At 39.3% G+C, this 21,209-nt stretch carries 18 protein-coding genes; 5 read left to right on the top strand and 13 right to left on the bottom strand.

The features are described 5' to 3' along the window. Positions 1-38 precede the first annotated feature (38 nt). Positions 39-2,822 (bottom strand): chromosome segregation SMC family protein, encoded by a 2,784-nt coding sequence (locus EHQ70_RS04715; RefSeq protein ID WP_135583956.1) that lies wholly within the window; start codon positions 2,820-2,822, stop codon positions 39-41. Positions 2,823-2,900: 78 nt separating this feature from the next. Here EHQ70_RS04715 and EHQ70_RS04720 point away from each other — a divergent pair, with 78 nt between their 5' ends. After that, positions 2,901-4,841 carry a motility associated factor glycosyltransferase family protein gene (locus EHQ70_RS04720; protein WP_135583958.1) on the top strand — a complete coding sequence of 647 codons (1,941 nt, stop codon included), beginning with the start codon at positions 2,901-2,903 and terminating at the stop codon, positions 4,839-4,841. Here the strand turns inward: EHQ70_RS04720 and EHQ70_RS04725 are convergent. From EHQ70_RS04725 to EHQ70_RS04745, 5 genes are read right to left on the bottom strand one after another with little or no spacing between them, the layout of a single operon-like run. Continuing rightward, positions 4,805-5,434 (bottom strand): hypothetical protein, encoded by a 630-nt coding sequence (locus EHQ70_RS04725; protein ID WP_135583960.1) that lies wholly within the window; start codon positions 5,432-5,434, stop codon positions 4,805-4,807. The genes EHQ70_RS04720 and EHQ70_RS04725 overlap by 37 nt on opposite strands. Next, positions 5,424-6,044 (bottom strand): glycerol-3-phosphate 1-O-acyltransferase PlsY, encoded by a 621-nt coding sequence (gene plsY / locus EHQ70_RS04730; RefSeq protein ID WP_135583961.1) that lies wholly within the window; start codon positions 6,042-6,044, stop codon positions 5,424-5,426. The genes EHQ70_RS04725 and plsY overlap by 11 nt, the downstream gene beginning before the upstream one ends. Continuing rightward, positions 6,041-7,393 (bottom strand): ribosome biogenesis GTPase Der, encoded by a 1,353-nt coding sequence (der, locus tag EHQ70_RS04735; protein WP_135583963.1) that lies wholly within the window; start codon positions 7,391-7,393, stop codon positions 6,041-6,043. The genes plsY and der overlap by 4 nt, the downstream gene beginning before the upstream one ends. After that, positions 7,390-7,878 carry an SsrA-binding protein SmpB gene (smpB, locus tag EHQ70_RS04740; protein WP_002974168.1) on the bottom strand — a complete coding sequence of 163 codons (489 nt, stop codon included), beginning with the start codon at positions 7,876-7,878 and terminating at the stop codon, positions 7,390-7,392. Before smpB ends, der begins: the two co-directional genes overlap by 4 nt. A 5-nt stretch (positions 7,879-7,883) precedes the next feature. Then, the gene (locus EHQ70_RS04745; RefSeq protein ID WP_135584359.1) at positions 7,884-10,901 is read right to left on the bottom strand and encodes an AAA family ATPase; all 3,018 of its coding nucleotides are present in this window, start codon (positions 10,899-10,901) and stop codon (positions 7,884-7,886) included. Between the two features lie 81 nt (positions 10,902-10,982). On the opposite strand from EHQ70_RS04745, the gene EHQ70_RS04750 reads away from it, so the two are divergent. From EHQ70_RS04750 to pdxH, 3 genes are read left to right on the top strand one after another with little or no spacing between them, the layout of a single operon-like run. Next, positions 10,983-12,080 (top strand): pyridoxal phosphate-dependent aminotransferase, encoded by a 1,098-nt coding sequence (locus tag EHQ70_RS04750; protein WP_208729490.1) that lies wholly within the window; start codon positions 10,983-10,985, stop codon positions 12,078-12,080. Between the two features lie 42 nt (positions 12,081-12,122). Continuing rightward, positions 12,123-12,971: a prepilin peptidase gene (locus EHQ70_RS04755; protein ID WP_135583965.1), complete on the top strand. Its 849-nt coding sequence runs from the start codon at positions 12,123-12,125 to the stop codon at positions 12,969-12,971. Continuing rightward, positions 12,955-13,602 carry a pyridoxamine 5'-phosphate oxidase gene (pdxH, locus tag EHQ70_RS04760; protein ID WP_208729491.1) on the top strand — a complete coding sequence of 216 codons (648 nt, stop codon included), beginning with the start codon at positions 12,955-12,957 and terminating at the stop codon, positions 13,600-13,602. The genes EHQ70_RS04755 and pdxH overlap by 17 nt, the downstream gene beginning before the upstream one ends. Before the next feature lie 110 nt (positions 13,603-13,712). On the opposite strand, the gene EHQ70_RS04765 is transcribed toward pdxH, so the two are convergent. Continuing rightward, entirely contained in the window at positions 13,713-14,921 is a 1,209-nt protein-coding gene (locus EHQ70_RS04765; RefSeq protein ID WP_135580587.1) for a bifunctional 3,4-dihydroxy-2-butanone-4-phosphate synthase/GTP cyclohydrolase II, read from the bottom strand. Positions 14,922-15,039: 118 nt separating this feature from the next. Between EHQ70_RS04765 and EHQ70_RS04770 the strand changes: the two genes are divergently transcribed. Next, entirely contained in the window at positions 15,040-15,417 is a 378-nt protein-coding gene (locus EHQ70_RS04770; RefSeq protein WP_135583967.1) for an STAS domain-containing protein, read from the top strand. On the opposite strand, the gene EHQ70_RS04775 is transcribed toward EHQ70_RS04770, so the two are convergent. From EHQ70_RS04775 to yajC, 6 genes are read right to left on the bottom strand one after another with little or no spacing between them, the layout of a single operon-like run. Further along, on the bottom strand, positions 15,414-16,022 hold the full coding sequence (locus tag EHQ70_RS04775) for a riboflavin synthase (protein WP_135583969.1): 609 nt from the start codon (positions 16,020-16,022) through the stop codon (positions 15,414-15,416). The two genes, EHQ70_RS04770 and EHQ70_RS04775, sit on opposite strands and share 4 nt — an antisense overlap. A 3-nt stretch (positions 16,023-16,025) precedes the next feature. Continuing rightward, the gene (locus EHQ70_RS04780) at positions 16,026-17,327 is read right to left on the bottom strand and encodes a bifunctional diaminohydroxyphosphoribosylaminopyrimidine deaminase/5-amino-6-(5-phosphoribosylamino)uracil reductase (RefSeq protein ID WP_135583971.1); all 1,302 of its coding nucleotides are present in this window, start codon (positions 17,325-17,327) and stop codon (positions 16,026-16,028) included. Between the two features lie 10 nt (positions 17,328-17,337). Further along, entirely contained in the window at positions 17,338-18,276 is a 939-nt protein-coding gene (gene secF, locus EHQ70_RS04785) for a protein translocase subunit SecF (RefSeq protein ID WP_135583973.1), read from the bottom strand. Then, the gene (secD, locus tag EHQ70_RS04790; RefSeq protein ID WP_135583975.1) at positions 18,269-20,203 is read right to left on the bottom strand and encodes a protein translocase subunit SecD; all 1,935 of its coding nucleotides are present in this window, start codon (positions 20,201-20,203) and stop codon (positions 18,269-18,271) included. The genes secF and secD overlap by 8 nt, the downstream gene beginning before the upstream one ends. A gap of 21 nt (positions 20,204-20,224) precedes the next feature. After that, positions 20,225-20,860 carry an SRP-less Sec system protein gene (locus tag EHQ70_RS04795; RefSeq protein ID WP_135583977.1) on the bottom strand — a complete coding sequence of 212 codons (636 nt, stop codon included), beginning with the start codon at positions 20,858-20,860 and terminating at the stop codon, positions 20,225-20,227. A 1-nt stretch (position 20,861) separates the two neighbouring features. After that, on the bottom strand, positions 20,862-21,185 hold the full coding sequence (yajC, locus tag EHQ70_RS04800) for a preprotein translocase subunit YajC (protein WP_135583979.1): 324 nt from the start codon (positions 21,183-21,185) through the stop codon (positions 20,862-20,864). Between the last annotated feature and the right edge of the window lie 24 nt (positions 21,186-21,209).

The following is a 21,209-nucleotide window of genomic DNA, read 5'->3' on the forward strand; positions in this document are numbered from 1 at the left end:
TTGTTTTTCTGTTTTGTTTCGGTAGATCCGGAGCCCGACTAGTTGTCGGTTCCGGTCTTTTGTGAGATTTGTTTGGAAAGAGATTTAGCCTCATCCAAACGAAGAGAAAGGATTTTTGAGATTCCTGGTTCTTCGTTGGTGACTCCAAAGATAGCGTTGGCTCTTGAAATTGTAGATTGCGCGTGGGAAACTACGATAAACTGTGTTTTGTCTTTGAACCTGTCAAGGATCTGACAGAACCTAAGTTTATTGGCCTCATCCAAAGCCGCATCTATCTCATCTAAGAAACAGAACGGGCTTGGTTTTACCATGTAGATCGCAAATAGAAGGGCAATCGCTGTGAGAGACTTCTCTCCCCCTGACAACAATCGTAAGTTCTGCACATGTTTGCCTGGTGGTTCTGCCATAATCTCCACCCCGGAATTGAGAGAGTCTTCTTTTTCCGTAAGTTCAAGTGTGGCCCTTCCCCCATTGAATAATGTAGAAAAAGTCTCTTGGAAGTTTTGTTTGATTTTTTCAAAGGTTTCTTGGAAAAGTTTTTCCGACTCTTCGTTGATTCGTTTCAAAACTTCTTCAATGTCTTTTTTGGAACTTTCAATATCTATCTTTTGTTTGAGATTGTGTTCGTAGATTTCTTTGATATTACGATATTCTTCAATAGCCAGTGGATTGATAGAACCAAGAAGTTGAATTTCCGACTTGGAAGATCGTAATCTTCGTTCTTCCGCCTTTTGATCCAACTCTAAGTTTCCACGTTCGGTTTCTAACTCGGAGTCTGTTAAAGAGTAATCATTGTATAACTCTTCCACAAGAGAATCAATTTGTACTTTGAGTGCGGAACTGGTTCTTTCTTTTTCGGACAAAAGAGGAAGAAGGTTTTGAAACACTTCTTGGTTTTTAGTGATATTGGATTTGATTCCAGAAATTTCCTCAACAAGCGACTGTAAGGTTTCTTTTTCAGACTCCAAAATTCGACTCATAGAAAGGAATTCTTGGTAAGATTCTTCGATTTCTTTTTCTAGAATTTCGACTTCCTTTTCCAAACTATCTTTCTTTTCGCGAATGACAGACTCTTGTTCCTTGGCCCCTAAAATCCTTTTCTCAATTTCACCAATCCTTTCATCAAGGACGGCAATTTCCTTTTGTTGGTTTTCTAAACGAGAATTCGATTCGAGAAGTTTTTTTTCAAGTTCCACAATATGGTTTCTTGTTTCTTCCCAATGACTTCTATGCAAAATGATATTACTTTGGTGGTCTCGAATTCCACGAGTTAGGTTTTCGTTTTCTAAAATTAAGTCTTCGATTTCTTGGTCAATAGATTCTTTTTTGGAAAGGATTCCATCTTTATCAAAAAGTAAATTTCTAAAATCATCTTCTCTTTTCAAAAATGAAGTTAATTTTTCTGAATAACTTTCTAACCGAATTTCTTGTAAATTAGTTATACTTTCTGATACTTTAGATGATTCTAAATGAGAAAGGGCAACCTGTAGTTTATTTTTATACAGTTCTAAATCGGAAAGAAGATCGGCTTTGTCGGCATTACGAATTTCTTCCCCTTCTCTCGATTCCCTTTTTTTGTTTTCTAACTCTTGGATGAGTTCGAGTATAACAGTTTTTTGTTTTTCTCTGAGGATGATATGGCGTTTTTCATTTTCTGCAATCCTACCTTCTTTTTCCTCAATGGATTTTTCTTCTTCTTTGATAGATAGTTCCAAAGAAACACGGGTAGATTCCAAAGTTTGGATTTCTTCCTGGAGAGTGGTTTGGATTTCTCTTTGGCGTTCGTTTTCCAACTCAATCGCACGTTTTTCTACTTCAAGTTTGATTGTGGCCTGGTTTTCTGTTTCTAAAGCAGATAGAATTTCCCCAATCCGAAGTTCATACTCTAAGATAAATGTTTTGTTTTTTGCTATTTTCTCTTTTTGGATTTGGCTTTTGGAAAGATGATCAAATAACTTTTTATCGATTTCAGCAATTTCTCTTTCTTTGGCTTCTTTGGTGGTTTCTTTTTCAGAAATCAAATTGGTTTCGTTTTGGATGAGTGATAAAATGGATTTGTTTTTTTCTCGAATCTCGAGAAGATCTTCATCCGATTTTTTCATGCGACGTTTGAAATCGCGTAGTTTTAAAAACCTAAGGTTTTTATCAGACTCATCCAAATCAGATTTAAGTTTGAAGTATTGTTCTGCTTTTTCGGATTGTTTCTCTTTGACTTCCAAGTCTTTGACCATGGAGTTCATAATGTCTTGGATACGAAGAAGATTCTGATTGGTATCATCCAACTTCTTCGTAGCTTCTTTGCGATCGAGTTTGAATCGAGAAACACCGGCCGCCTCTTCGAAGATGGCTCTTCTTTCTTCTGGTTTGGAATTGAGGATTTGGTCCACTCGGCCTTGTTCTAAAATGCTATAACTAGATTTACCAATTCCAGTATCGAGTAAGGTTTTTTCGATATCCTTTCTTGTGGTTCTGATATCATTGAGATAATATTCGTTTTCCCCATCAGGATACAAACGACGAGTGATTTTTACCGACGGATAATCAATGTTGAAAAAATGGTCATCGTTATCAAAAAGAATAGAAACCTCTGAAAATCCAGCAGGTCGCCTACTCTCTGTTCCGTGGAAGATGACGTCGTCCATCTTTTCACCACGAAGTCCCTTGGCACTTTTTTCACCAAAGACCCATTTAACGGAATCGACAATATTTGATTTCCCCGAACCATTCGGTCCGACGACAGCAGTAAACCCGGGATCAAAATTGATCTCCGTTTCATCTGCAAACGTTTTGAATCCAACAATACTTAGGCTCTTTAAATGCATATATGTTTCGCCGTTCGATTTCCCTGTTTCCCGGTTGACACAACTTGGGAGACATAAGAAAAAACCTTAGATAGTATTATGTCCCAAATTATCGATCCCATTTCCAGTGAAATTTTTGAAAGGAAGCCGTACTTACAAAATTATTTCAGAAACTTTGCCTCCGGAAATCTTTGGGAATTGGGTTCAGCCAAGAAATCAGGGGAATATTATGTCTCATTAAATGGAGAACCACTCTCCTCTTCCTTCTCTCCACTAACACAGGCCATCCGGCTTTTAGATACTTATTCCTTAAAGTCTACCGATGTGGTAATTTTGTTTGGACTTGGAAATCCACATCTGATTCAAAAAATCAGTGAAACTTTGTCTCCTGGCCAAATCCTCATTCTCATAGGCGACGATGAAACCCTAATTCCTGTTATTTGGGACACAATTCTCAAACCTGTTTTACAGGTTCCCGGACGACATTTGTTTTCGGGAGATGCATTTTTTCCTTTGTATTTTAACTATTTAGAGTCTTTACCCATTGAACGAGTGAGTGGACTGAAAGTCATTCGTAATCCAACAGATACAAATAGAAACCCAATCTTTCGTGAATTAGAGGAAAAAACCCAAACCGTATTTTCTGCAAAAATGAGTGATCTACTCACCAAGTTTGAATTTGAAAGGTTATGGATTAAAAACTCCATTTGGAACTTGGTTCATGTCGGAAAAGAAACACCGGTTCGTTATCCCATCTCTTCTCTAAGGGAAAAATTCAAAGGACTTTCCGCCGTACTTGTGTCAGCTGGTCCAAGTTTACGAAAAAATCTCCCATGGTTGCAATCCGTGAGAGAAAAAGTTTTTGTTTTGTCCTGCGATACTTCTCTGAAAGTATTAATCAAAGCAGGGATCGAAGCAGACGGGGTTGTCACTCTCGATGCTCAAACCAATTCTTTTTTTCATTTTATGGGAGAGTCTCTAAAGAAAATTCCACTATTTGCCGACTTGGTCAGTTCTCCCACTCTCCTCCGTGAACCAATGTTTCGTTCCGTGGTTCATTCCGTCACAGCCAAATACCAAGTGGATGCAGAAGGAACACTTGTCCGCGAAGTGACAGCTGGAGGAGAACTCGCCGAACAGGTGTTTACGGAAGTGGGAGATATCCAGTCGGGAGGATCCGTAGCAACGACAGCCTTTGATATGCTTCGTTTTATGGGATTTACCTCTGTTTATTTTCTTGGCCAAGACCTTGCCTATTCTGGAAGGGAAATCCATTCCACAGGAACCCATCATAATGAAAAATGGCTCACTCTTTTAAACCGTAAAAACAGCTTAGAGAGAATCAATGAAGTCATCATTCGCAAAAGGGAAACTCGTTTTGTGCCTAGGACAAATGGCGAAGGTTCTGTTCTGACAGATTATGTTTTGGATTTGTACAGACATTGGTTTGAAGAGTCAGCTTCTAACGTGGCACAAATGAAACTTTTCAATGTGAATGAAGACGGGGCAGAAATAGAAGGAATCCAATCTCTCAGTCCAGAAAGAGCAAGTGAAAATTTGAAAGAGACACCAAACCACAACTTTCCATGGCGAGAACTTTCCATTTGGAAACTAGGTTTGAAAGAAGAGAATGGAAACAAAACATCACCTGAGACTTCTACCAAATCTCACGAACCAAAAGGCAAATTGATTCCAGCGGGGACAAAAAATGCAACTACTCCCTCCTATTTACACCCTAAGGGTTCTGAAAATCTATTCCAACGCATTCAAAAAGATTTGGAGTTTATGGAACAAGGTTTGAAAAAGTTTGGATCAGAGACACCAAATGATTCCTTTCAGGAATCTGACATTTGGATTTGGATGCGGGAACAATCTTATTTACGAAGAATGGTGCGGAAAACTGAAATTTATATCTTACGGCATAAGGATTTGGAACTTGTTAGAAAAAACCAACTCATGATCCAATCCATCAAAAAAGAAATCCGGTATTTAAAACGAAGTCTCTATCCAATGATGGATTCATTTCCAGAAAAAGGATGAAAAACAGAATTGTCTTCAAACTCGGGAAAATAATCAAAAAATAACTTCTGAGATACCACTCGATAAAAAAATGGATTTTTGTCCGCATAACCTTCAGTATATGGCATTGCAGGCAATTGGTGAAAATTAATTCTTTCTTCGAAATTGATAAAATCACGGCGGCTTAGTTCCGGTCGTAATTCTAAAACTGTTTCTTTGAGTAAGTTCCAATCCAATTTAAAACTCATCCTGGCACCGCGAAATGCAGGAGAACGTTCCAATAAATTTACCAACCGTTTTACCGGACAATCTGTATGATAGTATTTGGTTACATACACTTTGACAAACCTAGCGGCAAGACCCATAGGTTCCCAAATGAGTTCAGATTCTTTTTCTTCTGATTCTTCTTTTTTAATCTCACTTAAAACTTCATGTAACTCGGGAATGGATTGTTTTCCCGTCATGATCAGAGTGGACTCTTCCATTCCAAACTCTCCATAATACAACCATTTGTAAAAGTCCTGAATTTCAGCCTCGGGATGATCTTCTACAAATTTAGTGAGAAGGAAAAGTTTTTCTTTTTGTGTGAGCGGTGATTCTCTTTCAGTTTGCATTCTGTGTTGCTCGCAGTTCTTTACCCAACACCAAACGTTTGATGTTCTCTCTATGTGAGTAGGAAATGAGAAAAAAAGTTGCAACTAACACAAAAAAGATGATTGGTTGGTATTCGGAATCGGGAATGTATTTTGTAGTTCCAAAATACCAAATTGGCATAGAAAGGGTTGCTAAAATAGAACCGAGAGAAACAAATCCAGAAATTTTATAGACTATAAAAAAAATCACAACCGCACAAACGGTTACAATCGGAACAAGAGTCATATACACACCAAGAGCAGTGGCCACCCCTTTTCCTCCTTTGAAATGGAGGAAGGGCGTGAATGTATGGCCAAGTATGGCAACAGATCCAAGTAAAATCTCGGTGGTTGTCAGAGAATAAGGTGATTCAATATAGGATGCAGCGATGACGGGGATGGCACCTTTGAGTGCATCCAAGAAAAGAGCAATGATTCCATACTTCCAACCGATGACACGACCCACATTGGTAGCACCGATATTGCGACTGCCATGTTCACGGATATCAATCCCCCGAACTTTTTTGGCTAGGAGAAACCCAACCGGAATGCCACCCAAAAGGTAGCTCAATAGGATCGCAGCAAGAATCATTCCTTGCCCTCCTTACCCTCGTTTCTGTTACGAAGTTCGATCTCGACAGACAGGCCATCCAGTCCGAACTCAGCTACTATACTCTTTCGGTAAAAGCTTAGAATATTTGACGGAAAGAGTTTCGTATCGTTAACAAAGAACAGAATTTTAAAAGGAATCTGGGAGACCTGTGTGGCGTAATACACCTTCGGAGGTCGATTCGATGCCTTCTGAACCTTATTTTTTCCTCCCCATTTGCTTAACCAGTCATTTAAGGCACGGGTAGTGAGCTTTTTCTGGGACTTTTCATAGAGAGCGACCACAGATTCTAGGAGCTTGTGGGTGCGGACTTTCTCTTTGGCAGAAAGGGAAATGAGAGGGCGCTCTTTCAAAATGGAAAGTTTGGCTTCCATCCGGTCTTTGTAGTGTTTCCAAGAATTGGATTCTTTTTCAGGAACGAGATCCCATTTGTTTACAGCCACAATCATGGGTTTTCCAAGCTCCTGGATTTCTCCAAAAATCTTTTTGTCAAATTCACCCAGACCTTTCAAGGCATCTACAAGAAGAACCACTACATCGGCTTCCCCCAAACTATGTAGGGTTCGTTTGTAAGAATAGAATTCTAAACTTTCACCCGTTTTGGATTTTCTGCGAATTCCGGCCGTATCAATGATTTCTAATTTTTGATTTTGAAAATAGAACTGATCGGAAACAGAATCTCTAGTGGTTCCCGGCACATCACTCACCACAGCACGTTTGTAACCGAGAAAGGTATTCAGTAGAGACGACTTACCCGAGTTAGGTTTTCCAATGATCGCAATTTTACAATAGGGATCCTCAGGCATTTTGATTTTATCGGGAAGGAAAAAATTAATCTTTTGGTAGAGGAGATCAAAATTTCTACGCCCAAGAGCCGAAATGGGTAGAAGTTCGTTTAAGCCCAGTTTGTAAAATGGTTCCAAGTCATATTCATCTTGTTCGGTATCTACCTTATTGATGAGGGTAAGAACCATTTTATCTTTTAGAATATCATCTTTTTTGAATAGATCGATGAGTTTATGGTCATACTTACGTAAGTCTTTATGATCGATCACATGAAGGATGAGATCCGAATTGCGTAAATGTTCAAAAGCAATATCGATGATTTCCTTGGAGATTTCATCGATATTTTCGATATCAAGACCCGGTGTATCGGACAAAGTGAACGGAATTTTAAATTCCGATCTTTCCACTGTTTTTTGTAAAACGTCTCTTGTAACACCGGCAGTATTTTCTGTGATGGCACTTTGTGCGCGGAGGATGGCGTTGAATAGTGTGGACTTACCCACATTTTGTCTACCAACAATGGTGACCACTGGAAGTCCTTTCATTTGCGTAGGTGTTCCTTCATGGCTCTTTCCATATCGATTTTGGCTTCCTTTTTTTGAATGTCGTCACGTTTGTCGTAAAGTTTTTTAGGTTTGGCTAAAGCGACATCTATCTTCACCAAACGATTGTTTTTGAAGAAACAACGAGTGGCTACGAGCACTAGTCCCTTCTCTTTGATGGAACGATCGATTTTTTCGATTTCTTTTGCTTTTAGCAAAAGTTTACGAGGTCGAATTTCCGGATGGTTCGCATAACCCCCGTTCTTATAAGGAGGAATTTGAAAGTTTTCCAAAAACACTTCCCCGTTCCTTACTTTGGCAAAACAATCGGTAAGGTTTCCCTTTTTTTCACGAAGGGATTTTACCTCAGATCCTGTGAGTACAACACCAGCTTCGAACGAATCTAATAGTTCGAAATTGAACTTTGCCTTTTTATTGATTAAAGGATCGGTTCCGCGAGGTTTGTCGTCTTTTTTGGTTTTGCCCATACTAATTATTGCCTAAGGGAATGGTGGATTTGCACCAATCTTGCAATTTCGGCTCCAATCAAATTTGGCATGGAATAGAAGTTATCTGCCGTAATCTGAAGGGAATCTTGGAACACATGTTCCGCAATGTAGCGAGACCCAAGTCCCACCCCTAAAAATACATAATTTTTGTCCTGGTTTTTCAGTACAGCTTCTTTCAATTTCCTAGTATCAAAAGACGAAAGTTCGTCCTCAATATAGGTCTTGGCCCTTTGCCCGCGGAAGTCAGAAAGGATCACAATGATCTTGGTTTGGGCATCCGGAGAAAAAAAACGCTCCGAATTGGAAAGCACTTGGTATTCAGGGATGCTGTCCCCATGCCAATTTTTACAAAGAGCAGAAAAAACCTCTTCTTCCTTTTCTGCGGTATAATCTTCTTCCGCTGACTTTAAATTAAAAATATCCACTGTGTCTTTGGAGTTTTTGATATCACAAAAAGTATGAACACTTGTTTTGATATCATGTTCGTTTAAAATGTGCAAACTCACAAGAAGAGCCGAAAGCATCGCAATCGAATATTCAAAGTTAAAGATCCGGCGACATTTCGAAACAAGGAAGGTAACTTCGACACCTTTTAGTTTTTCATCATTCTTTTCGATTGTGGTTTTATCGAAGATTTTAGTATCTCCCCTTCCACTTTTGTACGAAATGTATTTTCTTGCATCCACCCTCGACCCTTCGTTTTTGTACATCCGGTGGATGTCAATTTCGGGATCAAAAAGTTGTTCTAAATTGAGTTCCACCTCTTCGAGTTCTTTTCCAAAGACAGACTTAAATTCTTCAAGACCTACCATGATGGAATAATCCCAAAGCAGACGGCGTTTTTTCAAAAATTGTTTGTAGAGTTCTTCCGTTCGGTAACCCCAACCACCGCCACCACCTTGTGGTTCGCCTTGGCCTTGGTTCCCTTGGGTATCTTGTCCATACCAAGCATCCGGGCCTTCTTTGGTGGCCCCGCCAGTTTCTGGAGTATTGATCTCAATTCCCCTTTTGGTTTCTACACCGGAGTTGAGTTTTTTAGCAACACCTGTTAGTGGGTCCCTTTTATGGAGTTCGGGATCCCACCAATTTTTACGATTTAGTCCTGATTCAACGGTAAACGTTTTTTTTTTCTCTTCGATTTCCTCGAAGAGTGTTGATACGACTTCTACACCAGAAAGATAACCTTCTAAAAGGCGTTCGAGTTCCTTTCTCTCTTTTGGATCAGCAATTTGGTTGGTATAATAAATCTTTCCCCCACGAATGGCGATGTCTTTCACATCTGTTTGGTTGTATCGATAGATATGATTTTTCCATTTCAAAAGATTAGAGATTCCAAATCGGTAAGGCATAAGGTTTGCAGAACCAATGGTTCGTTTTTCTGCCAACTCTTTGGCTTTCAGATGAAACCTTGCCAAAGAACGTGGGAGCACTCCTTCCGGAAGATAAAATTCCAAAATCTCTTCTAAAACTTTTGTATCTTCTAGTTCAGGGAAAAGAATGGGTGTGAAGCGATTCCGAAAGGCACGAGATATCGTTGTTACCGATTTCGATGCACGAAAAGACTTCATTCCAAACACAATGGATTTTTCTGTGAGTTGGATGGGAAGGTATTCGCCTGACTCTGGAGGGAGAGTGAGAGAGCGTGCATCATCCGTTAACATATTCATTTTTTCTACAAGTTCGGCACCAGCAGATTCAAGTCCTGAGATCAGAATGATATGACCTTTTCGAATAGAGCGTGTTAGGGGGCCGTCCACCCAAGTGACACTTTCAATATTTCCTTCTTCAGTCGGTTTTAAGGCACCCACTACATCGGAGGTATGCATCCCTTTGGATAACATCACCGATTCAAGTTCGATACCTGTGAGTTCGGTAAACAGTGGTAAAAACTCTTGTGGGTCTTGGTCTTCTCTATATTCAATTAAGATATTTTCTTTGGCTTGGATGGCCGTAAATACTTGGTCGAGAAAATGTAGTACTGGTTCTGGTGTGGGATAAGCGGAAAGAAGGGAGATGGTCTTTTTTTCTTCCCAAGTCTTGATTTCTTTATCATTCCAAAAAATAGTAGAACCTTGCACATAACCTTTGGTAGGAACTACTTTGATTCCACCACCAAACTCGGATTCGATGAGTTCTCTCTGTTTGGCTTTGTCTTCTTTTTTACGGAAAGGTTCTTCGAATAGATAGAGTGCTTCTCTTGCGGCAACGGCTTTGTCCTTTGCGCCAAATAGAACCAACCGGTTACAATATTTTTGCAGAGTTCGTAAGTTGAAATGGTATTTTTCTAAATCACCCTTTCCAATCTCACCCGCTTTGATCCGAGCTTCTGATTCCAAACTAATCCGAATGATTTGTTTTAAAACATCTTCCCCAAGCATAGGATAGAGTTTTTTTAAGATAAAAAACATTTCATCTGGAGAATAAGGATCTACATAGACAACTGCAAAATGTTTTGTGATATCAAAAGGAAGGGGTTTTCTTCCTTCAAATCCTTCACTGGGGTTTTGAGTTCCGATAAACCAGAATCCAGTTTTTCCGTTCACTCTTTCCCCGCTCCCTTCCAAAAGATCTAAGTAGTTGGATTCATAAACAGAAGAAAATCGTTTGATGATATTTGGTGCACAGAGGTTCATCTCATCGGCCACAAAACTAAGTCCTTCCGACAAAGCATTGGTGAGAGGTCCATTCGACCAGGTAAATCCTTTCCCATCCAGAAGGATGCGGTAAGAACCAATTAGATCTTCTGGCAATGTGTCTTCATTAAAACTAAACCGAAGTGTGGATTGTTTGCGAAGGGAATTGATATAATATATGAGTGCGTTTTTTCCAACACCGGCATCTCCGACAAGAAGGACAGGAATGCCTTCAAGCATTGGGTATAGAATTTTTTGTAAGGTTTGTTTGACCGAGTCGGTTTCGACTAGGCTAGAAGGGAAAACGGGAAACTTACTAGAGTGCGGGAGGACCGGCACTTTCACATCGGCGATGGTAACAAATTCCATATCCTTCAGATTTCTACCCATTTCCTAGGTGTAAACCAAATTCTATTGACCCGTACCTCCCTAAAAAACCATGATGATTCCATGGATTTCGCAAATAGAATGTATGGGATTGATTCCTCCCCTATCCGCAAGGCTTTTGAGCTAGCACGGAGTATCCAAAACCCGATCAATTTGAGTATCGGCCAACCGCACTTTCCTTGCCCACCTAACATTATCGAGGTTTTAACAAAAGCGGCACAGGACGGGAAAACCTCTTATACCTTAACTGGTGGGATTCCTGAATTAAAATCAGCAATGGCCGAGAAATACCGAACACAAAACAAAATTTCTTATGCCCATGAAGACCGGATCCTTGTTACCTCAGGAATTTCTTCTGCTTTGTTTTTACTCTTCAATGCACTGGTGAACGAAGGGGATGAATGTTTAGTGATCTCCCCTTACTTTTTAATGTATCCTGCGATGTTAAAGTTCTATGGTGGTAAAGTAGTTCCCTTAGAAGAAAGTTTCAAACCAGAGGATTTAGAATCATTAAAATCCAGGAAATTCAAACTTATCATTTTTTCCAATCCTTCCAATCCTACGGGTAAAGTTCTTTCGAAAGAACAACTCCGAGCCCTCGCGAACTTAGCGGAATCGACAGGTGCTTATCTGATCAGTGATGAAATTTATGAACTCTTTGATTATGATAAACAGTTTTTTTCGATTGGCTCTGAGTATGAAAAAACCATCACACTCACTGGTTTTTCCAAAACCTATAATATGACAGGGCTTAGGCTTGCGACCATTCTTGCCGAGGACAAGGTGATCAAAGCCCTTACCACCTTACAGCAGTACACTGTTGTTTGTGCCCCTTCCATTACCCAATGGGCGGGAATCGAAGCACTCAAAACAGATATGAGTGCTTACATCCAGGACTATAAAGAAAAACGCGACTTTGTTTATGATTCCTTAAAAGACTATTATCCCATCCAAAAATCGGGTGGGGCTTTTTATTCCTTTTTCCAAGTTCCAGTCACTGATGAAGAGTTCATCCAAAGAGCCGTTAAAAAAGATCTAATCTTAGTTCCTGGATTTATCTTTTGTGATCAAAAGAATTTTGTGCGACTTTCCTTTGCCACGGAATGGGATACTTTGAAACGAGGGATGAAAGCCTTACAGGAACTTTCTAAGGAAAGTTAAACTCTTTCCTTCCGATTGAGAGAAAGGTAGAAATTGGATTTTATGGACGAATCGATTTGGTTATCACTTTGGACCCTCTCGACCTATGGAATCCTATTTTTTTTTGGAGGGGCTTTAGCTAGTTTTTACACAACACTCGCAGAAAGAATCCTCACTTATTGTTATGGCAAAAAAAGAAAAGAAACAACTGGTTTCAAACGTTGGAAAATCATTTTCGCAAAACCAAGCCATTGTCCATCTTGCGGGCATTTGGTGACAAAAACAAACCTCACCCCTATTTTGGGATGGTTTTTCACAAAAGGAAAATGTAAGTCTTGTGAAACCAATCTTCCCAAACTCTATCCACTCACAGAATTTCTTTTTGGACTGATTGCCATCTTTGTATTTTTTGTTTCAGAAGATATTTTTGGAACCCTCTTCCTACTTTTTTTATTTGGACACCTACTCATCTCCATGATGACAGATGTGGCAAAATTTTCTTTGGATTATGAAAACCTTCCCTTTATCATAGGTTTTGCTTTCCTTTCCAACTATTTCTTGTTTGGTGAAGCCGGTAATCTTGAATCAATTTGGGTCTTTTTAGGATTTTTAGGGTTTTATCTTTTGATTTATCTTTTGTTCCGTGGTGGCACTGGTCTTGGTGATGTCCTTTTTTCTCCTACTTTCGCTGCCATTGCCGGAAATCCCTTTTGGATTTTGTATTTTAATTCTGCTTATTTACTTGCTGTCGGATTTAGTTTTCTTTTACGAAAAAAAGGCGAACCCTTAAAAGGGAAAAAAATTCCTATGGGTCTGTATTTTTCCCTCGGACTATTTTTAACTTATTTTTCAAAACTACTGATCCACTACTACAACTGGGAGGGATTTCCAATCGATGGAACCATTAAATGAATTACCACATATGAGAAAACTCTACACTCGCTCCGTTCTCTCTGAAGAAACAGCAGGTTCTGATCCCTTAAAATTATTTAGTCTTTGGTTTTCGGAAGCAAAAGAAGAAGGAGAAGCAGAACCAAATGCAATGAGCCTTGCCACGGTAAACAAAACAGGCCAACCTTCGGTGCGCATTGTTTTACTCAAAGGCCTGATCCGTGATGAGTTTCAGTTTTTTACCAATTATGATTCTGATAAAGGTAAAGATATTGCTGAGAACCACCATGTGGCACTCAATTTCTTTTGGCCAAAACTCGAAAGACAAATCAGAATCGAAGGCCGTGCTACCCGCGTATCCAAAGAAGAATCAGATACTTATTTTGCCGTTAGACCCAGAGAATCCCAAATCGGAGCCCTTACATCAAATCAAAGTTCGGTGGTCCCATCGAGAGAATACTTAGAAGAGAAATTTGCCTCTCTTACAAAAGAGTGGGAAGGAAAAGAAATTCCTAAACCTGAAAACTGGGGTGGGTATTCTGTATTCCCTACCAAAATCGAGTTTTGGCAAGGAAGGGTGGGACGTTTGCACGATCGGATTTCCTTTGAAAGAATCGAATCGAGTTGGAAACGAAGTCGTTTATCTCCATAGACCACTTCGATTTAAAAAGTCTTTCTAAATCTCAAATACCACTGACCCGCTAAAAAAGGTTTTCCTTTCTAGCGGAAATACGGATTGTTTGATTCGTTAGATCGATGCGATCAACCGTGAAGATTGAGTAAGTGCCCTAACTTCGTTTTTTTAGTTTGCAAATACCGAGTGTTCTCTTCTACAGGATCAATCTCAATCGGAACTCTTTCCGTTACGTGCAAATTGTAACCTTCAAGGCCCACAATCTTACGAGGGTTATTCGTGATGAGTTTCATTTGTTTCACCCCGATATCTCGTAAAATTTGAGCGCCAATTCCATACTCACGTAAGTCAGGAGCAAATCCTAATTTTTCATTGGCTTCGACAGTATCAAGGCCACCTTCTTGTAAGGAATAGGCTTTTAGTTTGTTGATGATTCCAATTCCACGTCCTTCTTGGCGCATATAAAGAAGAACACCTGTCCCTTCTTTTTCAATCATACGGAGGGCATTATGAAGTTGGGGGCCACAATCACAACGTTGTGACGAAAAAATATCTCCCGTCAAACATTCACTATGAACACGAACCAGTACCGGTTTCTCGGGATCGATCTCACCTTTCACAAGTGCCATGTGGACTTTATCATCAATTTGTGTGGAATAGGCTTTGATTTTAAAATCACCAAACTCCGTTGGTAAACTTGCTTCCACTTCCAAATGAATTAATTTTTCTTTATGCCTTCTATAACGAATTAAATCTTCTATCGTATAAATATTGAGTCCATGAGTTTTAGCAAATTTTTCCAAGTCAGGAATCCGAGCCATTGAGCCGTCGTCATTCATAATCTCACAAATGACACCACTCGGGTAAAGACCCGCTAACTTTGACAAGTCGACTGCTGCCTCTGTATGACCTGCCCTTCGTAACACTCCGCCTGTCACCGCTTGCAAAGGAAATAAATGCCCAGGCCGAACTAAATCTTCAGATTTTGTTTTAGGATCAAGAAGGACTTCCACAGTCTTTGCCCTGTCATGTGCCGAGATTCCCGTAGAGGTTCCATGTTTGGCATCCACTGATACGGTAAAGGCAGTTCCGTGTTTGTCTCCCAATGTCAGATCATCGACCATCTTCCCAAGACCTAAGCCCTGTAATCTTTCTCTTTCCATCGGGACGCAGATAAGACCCCGACCGTGGGTTGCCATAAAGTTAATTTTGTCTTTGTCCGCAAATTCTGAGGCACAAACCAAATCACCTTCGTTTTCTCTGTCTTCAGAGTCGACAAGAATGATCATTTTGCCTTGGCGGATTTCTTCGATTGCTTCTTCGATCGGACGTATCATTGGGAAAGGCCTCTATATACTAAAACTCTGAAAGCCGTTCCGAATTAAAGAAGATTCCCAAAGAAAGTCATTGATTTTTCCCCTTTCTTTTGTCTAAATATTCCGGATCGGAGGCCATGTGGAACTGAAACTGAACACAACAGGAAAGATCAAAACCATTGAAATTGCAGGTAAATTTGACATTGAGTCCACAGAAGAGTTTGAATCTATTTTTGCGAAATTGATAGAACCAAACCCAAGTGTTGTTTCCATTGAAATGGGTCGTTTGGATTATATCGACTCCTCCGGAATTGGTTCTCTCATCAAAAGTCTAAACTCTCTCAAAAACAAAAAAGGCAAACTCATTCTTGTGGGAATGAAACCAATGATTCAAAATGTTTTTAAATTAGCAAAACTTGATATGTTTTTTGAGATTATGAGTTCCTCGGATTTTCAAAGCAAATATGTTGATGACGATTCTGATTCCGAGATCGACGATCTCTTAAAAAGAAACTAAGAACCAGACCTTTGACTCAAATAGTTTTCGATGTACTTAGCGAGTACATCCACTTCTACATTCAATCTTTGGTCTTTTTTCCAGGAACCTGCATTGGTTTTTTCCATTGTTTCCGGAATTAAGATCAGTTGGATATTTCCATCCTTTACATCCACAACTGTAAGGCTAATCCCATCCAAAGTGACGGATCCTTTTTTTACAAAATAACGTCGAAGTTCTTCAGGGATCTCCACCCAAAACTCTTCTACTTCCGCTTCAATTTGTTTGCGACTAACAACTTTTGCCATTCCATCCACATGGCCTTGGACCATATGTCCGCCAAAACGTTGTCCGAGAGACATCGCCCTTTCTAAATTCACAGAGAATCCTTCACCTAATCTTGATAAGTTGGTGATTTCTAAAGACTTAAACGAAGCATAGAATTTGAATAAATTTCCTAGATCCGTAAATTCAGTAACAGTCATACAAGCCCCATTGATGGCGATGGAGTCTCCTGTTTTGAGATCTGGATTTTCCCATTCTGTTTGAATTGTAAATTGAATACCAGAGTCAATCGGTTCGATTGCGACAACTTTTCCAAGGGTTTCGACAAGACCTGTAAACATATTCTAAACACTCCCTTTTAGTTTTCTAATAAAAATACGATTGGACCCGACTTGGTATTCAGAAATCAGAAGTTCATTCTGAAAAACAAAAGGAATTCCGTCTGGTAGAGATTTATTTTCATTCCGAATCTCAAGAATTCGATCTGTTTCCGTAAGTTCCTCTGCTAAAAAGGAAGGAAAAAAATTCCCAGCCTCGCATAACAAAGTATTGATCCCGAGATCACCCAAAATCTCCAAAAATTTCACCGCGTCATCCGGTTTGATACAAACACCTTCAAACTTAGAAAGTGATTGAATATGATTCTCTAACTTCGGATCAAAAGATTCTATATCCTCTTCCGATAAAATAAAAAAAATACATTTTTTTTCACCCATCATTTCAGTGAGTTCTATTTGTTTTCTAAAGAACTCGTCAGTGGGTAGATGTTTTAGATCTAAACAGAATACACGATACGGTTGGTAGAGGTTTTCCTCCAAACGATGAATTTCAGTTGTATCTTTTCCATATTGTAAGATAGAGGAAACAAGTCCCGAGCCAGCTTCAAAAAAAGGTTCTAATTCTGTGATCCGTATTCCTGGTTTGTGGGAAAGTATCATTTCCTCTGAGATCCGGAAATGAAGAGAGGGCGAATCAGAAACCACCGTCCCAGGGCCAACGGCAATGGCATCTACCTTAGCACGTAACAGCTGCAAGGAGAGATCTATTTCTTCTGAACTCACCCTTTCCCTTTTTTTATCCGAAGAAGCAAAATTTCCTTCCTTGGAAGTAGCGGATTTAATCCAAATCCAGGGACGCCCTGTCTGAATTCTTGTGAGAAATCCTTGTAAATAAGGAAGAGATACCTTGGCGAGCATTGGATCCAGGCCTACAGTAATTCCAGCCTTTGTATAAGTTTCCCAATCTCCGGATACAACGAGAGGGTTTGGATCTTTCCAACCTAGTTTGATTTCCTTTGGCTTTCTTTCGATCACCAAATCACGGCAAGGTGGTGTTTTTCCAAAATGGGTACAAGGTTCTAAACTAACAGAAAGAATTTCGTTTGTTTGGTTTGAATTCGTAAGGTCACTTGGTTCCGAATTTTTATTTTCTTTTAGATCTGTCGTTTGGGAGATTGGATAACGAGAATAAAGTTCTCTTTCTGCATGATTTCCCCCAAAGTTTTGGGTATGAGCACTTGCGAGAATCGATCCTTCGAGATTGGTTAATACTGCAGAGACAGGAGGATTGGCGCCGGTTTTTCCCATTGCCAAAAACCCAAGTAGGGAATGCAGAGAATAAGTTTCCTTTCGTTTCTCTGCATTCATAGATAATTTGTTATGTAAATCTTTTTTTCCTGAGTTGGTCGTAGATCTCAGAAATTGGTGCCGCAATATAGATGGAAGAATATGTTCCCACAAGTACTCCAAAGAGAAGCACAAAAGCAAAGTCATACAATTCCGCTGCCCCGCCCACGATGATCGCCACAACAGAGATCATCGTAGTAAAGGATGTATTGATGGTTCTACCTAATGTTTGACTAATAGAAACATTGATCACATTAGAAAGAGCTAAGTTGTCCTTTCCATGTGAATTTTCTCTGATTCTATCAAATACTACGATTTTATCGTTAATGGAATAACCAAGTAAGGTAAGAAGGGCTGCAATGATAGGAACACTTGGTTTGATTTGTAAAAATCCGATTAGTGCCAAAGTCATCAAAATATCATGAACCAGTGCGATAGCTGATGCCAAAGCAAACTTAAACTGAGAACGAATACTCAAATACAAAAGTATGATGGCAAGTGTTGTTAAAAGAAGAGTGATCCCTACTTCTGTTAACTCACCGCCGACTACCGCACCCACTTGATCAGCAGAAAGAACTTTTTCTTTAGGCAGTTTGTATTCGTAACGCAGGAGTTGCACAAATCGGTCTATGGCCGAAGTGGAAGTTTCCCTGTTTACTTCTGGAATTTCTTGATACAAAGATTCAATTGTATCAAGTGATCCAAGCCCAATATCCAATTGGTAGATATTTTTATCTTTTTCTAAAAGGATCACAACTGCTTCAATGTTTTTCGATTGGAAGTAATTGTCCAAGTCGTTACGAGATTTGTCGGCAGGAAGTTCTACAACAGTCCTAAGCCCACCATTAAAATCCAGGGAATGCGCAAACCCACCATACTTAACGAAGGTGACAACGAATCCGGCAACAATCAGGAAAAGTGAAAAGCTAAGAGTAAAGTATTTATACTTTGTAAAATTGATATTATACATTTGTTGTCTCCTTTTTCCCAAAGAAGAAAGGTCTTAAATTTAAGTGGTGAACACCCATTCGATTTACTGCTAACTCCATAAACAATCTAGAGAGGAAAAGAGATGTAAAGAGAGTGGTAACAATACCCCAACAAAGAGTGATCGCAAAACCCTTGATAGGTCCATTTCCAAGACGAATCATTAGAATCCCAGCAATTAGAGTTGTAACGTTTGCATCCATAATGGTCCAGAATGCGTTTTCAAAACCACGAGTGACCGCAATCGATAATGCCCGACCCTCTTCTATTTCTTCCCTAATCCTTTCATAAATAATAACGTTCGCATCCACGGCCATACCTGCCGTCAAAATGATACCCGCAATCCCTGGAAGAGTTAAGGTAAAATCCATTAGAGTGAGAAGTGCTGCTAAAATGATAATATTGACAAGAAGGGAGATATCTGCGATAAACCCACCTAACCTGTAATAGAAGATCATATAAATCATAACCAAAAAGAATCCAATGGCTACGGCTTTTACACCCACTTCAATGGATTCAATACCAAGTGTTGGTCCAATGAATCGCATTTCCAAAACAGAAAGAGGAATAGGAAGAGCTCCTTCAGAAATAACGTTTGCCAATCGGATCGCTTCTTGTTCAGAAAAACTTCCAGAAATTTCTGCTCGACCGCCAGCAATTGGATCGTTGATGACTGGATTAGAGATAACTTTATCTCCCCAAACAATCGATAGGTTACGACCACGATTTTCAGAAGTAAGATCAAAAAACTTCTCTGCCCCATTCGGAGTGAGAGTAAAACTTACCATCCAACCATAAGAATTAGAATTATAAGATGGTTGTGCATTGGTCATATCATTACCAGAAAGAGCAATTTTACGTTCCAAAACAACAAAACTACGAGGAAGCAAATTTGACTTCGCGGAATTTCCACGAGCCCACATTGCATATACTTTATAGTCTTTAGGGATATTGTATTTTTTTTCTAAGTTTTCTAAAAACTCGTCTTGAGCTTTTTTCCCTGCTTTGCTTTTTACTAACTCTTGGAAAAGAAAAATATCAGTATTTTCTCTTTGGCCGAGGTCCATCATACGACGTTCGTTGTCCGCAATCAAACCTTTGAAAACAAAAGGAGTTGGTTCTTCTAAACGATATTCCACAGTTTCTGTGTTTTGTAGAATTTCTAAGATGGCAGCTGAATTGGAAACTCCAGGAAGAGATACTTCTATTGCATCCTGTTCTTTCTGGATACGAACCTGAGGTTCTGTTAGATTCTGTGTAGTCAGACGATTGTCGATAATCATCTTTGCTTTTTCTAACTCTACAATTTTACGCATGGGAGAAAGATCAAAACTAGATTCTATTTCTGCGAGTCTAGATTTTGCTTTTTCCTTCTCCTCTGGTTTTGCCGTTGGATTTTTAAGAGTAACGTTTAGTTCGGTTAGTTCTTTTGCATAAAGATCTTTGAGTTTATTAGTATAGTCCTCAAAGTCCCCTTTAAGAACCACTCGCATACCACCTTGTAAGTCGAGACCCAATTTGATGGATAATGATTTTCCACCACGAATGGCATTTTCAATCCAAGTTGGTTCTAGTTTGTTTTTTGATTCACTCACTAGTGATTGGTTCTCTTGTGAGATTTGGTTTATTTTTGCAGAAGTAATAAACCTACCTGTCACAGTATATGACGGGTTTTCTTTAGGAGGAAGAACGCCTTGAGGTTCAATGGTCCAACCAGAAGTTTTACCATAGTCTTTCGCCCAACGTTCAAAAAATCCATTTACCAAAACTTTTTGTTCCGCTTCTGGTAGAGAGTAAACGTCCTCTCTTACTACAACTTTTAAACTGCGATCGGCAAAGTTCGGATACAAAATTGTAAAGGACACCGCCAGAATCAAAAAAGGAAGAATCAATAGTCGATACGATTGCAAGTTAGTTTGCTCCTAAAATTATTATCTTCTATAAGAACGACTGCTAGATCCCGGGCGAGCGGATCTAAGTCTATAAAAAGCAAAGAGAATGATAATCCCAAGGATCATCATAGCTTTTTTGTATTTAGCAAAAAAATCAGAGAAATTAAAGAAAGATTTTCCAGTTTCTTTATTTGCAGATGGATTTGTTTCTGTCTGGGAACTTTCCACTTTACCGATTTTTAAATCGGCAGAAAAACCAGGAAGTCCCGTTGGTTCCACAGATGAAGTTGAATCCATCCAAAGACCATTATTTACCACCTCTTCCTCCTCTGTTACCAAAGGTTGTTTTTCTAAACTAGGAATAGATTTTTCCGTAACCGCTGTCGTGGTTAAATTGGTGTTTGGAACCGAATTCGTGTTCTGCGGAAGTGATTCCGCAGTGAGTTGGTTTTGTTTGGATTTCTTTTTTGATTTCTTCTTTTTTCCTGTACCAGTTGTTACCGCATTCACGACGTTAGTTTGTTTTTTCGTTGTGGTTTGGCTAGGTTCTTCCTTTTGTTTGGTAATTGTAGATTTTGGTTTATCATTCACCTTATCTAAAAAATCCAAACCCTCTTGTGCAAAGAGGGAGGTAAAAAAACAGAATACAAGGAAACTTAAGAAGAGATGTTTCATCTTAGGCTTTTTTCTTCAGAATGGCGCTAGTTTCAAATGTAATGTTAGTATTCGCAGCAACACTCAAAACAACTGTTTCGTTATTGTCTTTGAATTCTACAATCTTTCCATGAAGGCCACTGTTTGTCACAACGTTGTCCCCTTTTTGAAGATTGGTAATCATTTCTTTACGTTTCTTTTCTTCTTTTTTGTTTGGAAGAATCACAAGAAAGTACATAGCAACTAACATGATCGGAATGATGATAAGTGACTGTAGGGACGACTTCGCACCCTCTTCTTGGGCAAGGATTAGGATTTCTGGTGTTAAAAAGTTAAAATTGAGCATAGCTATTTATCCAATGTTTACAGG

This window comes from Leptospira congkakensis (genome assembly GCF_004770265.1).
In the GTDB taxonomy this organism is placed as follows: domain Bacteria; phylum Spirochaetota; class Leptospiria; order Leptospirales; family Leptospiraceae; genus Leptospira_A; species Leptospira_A congkakensis.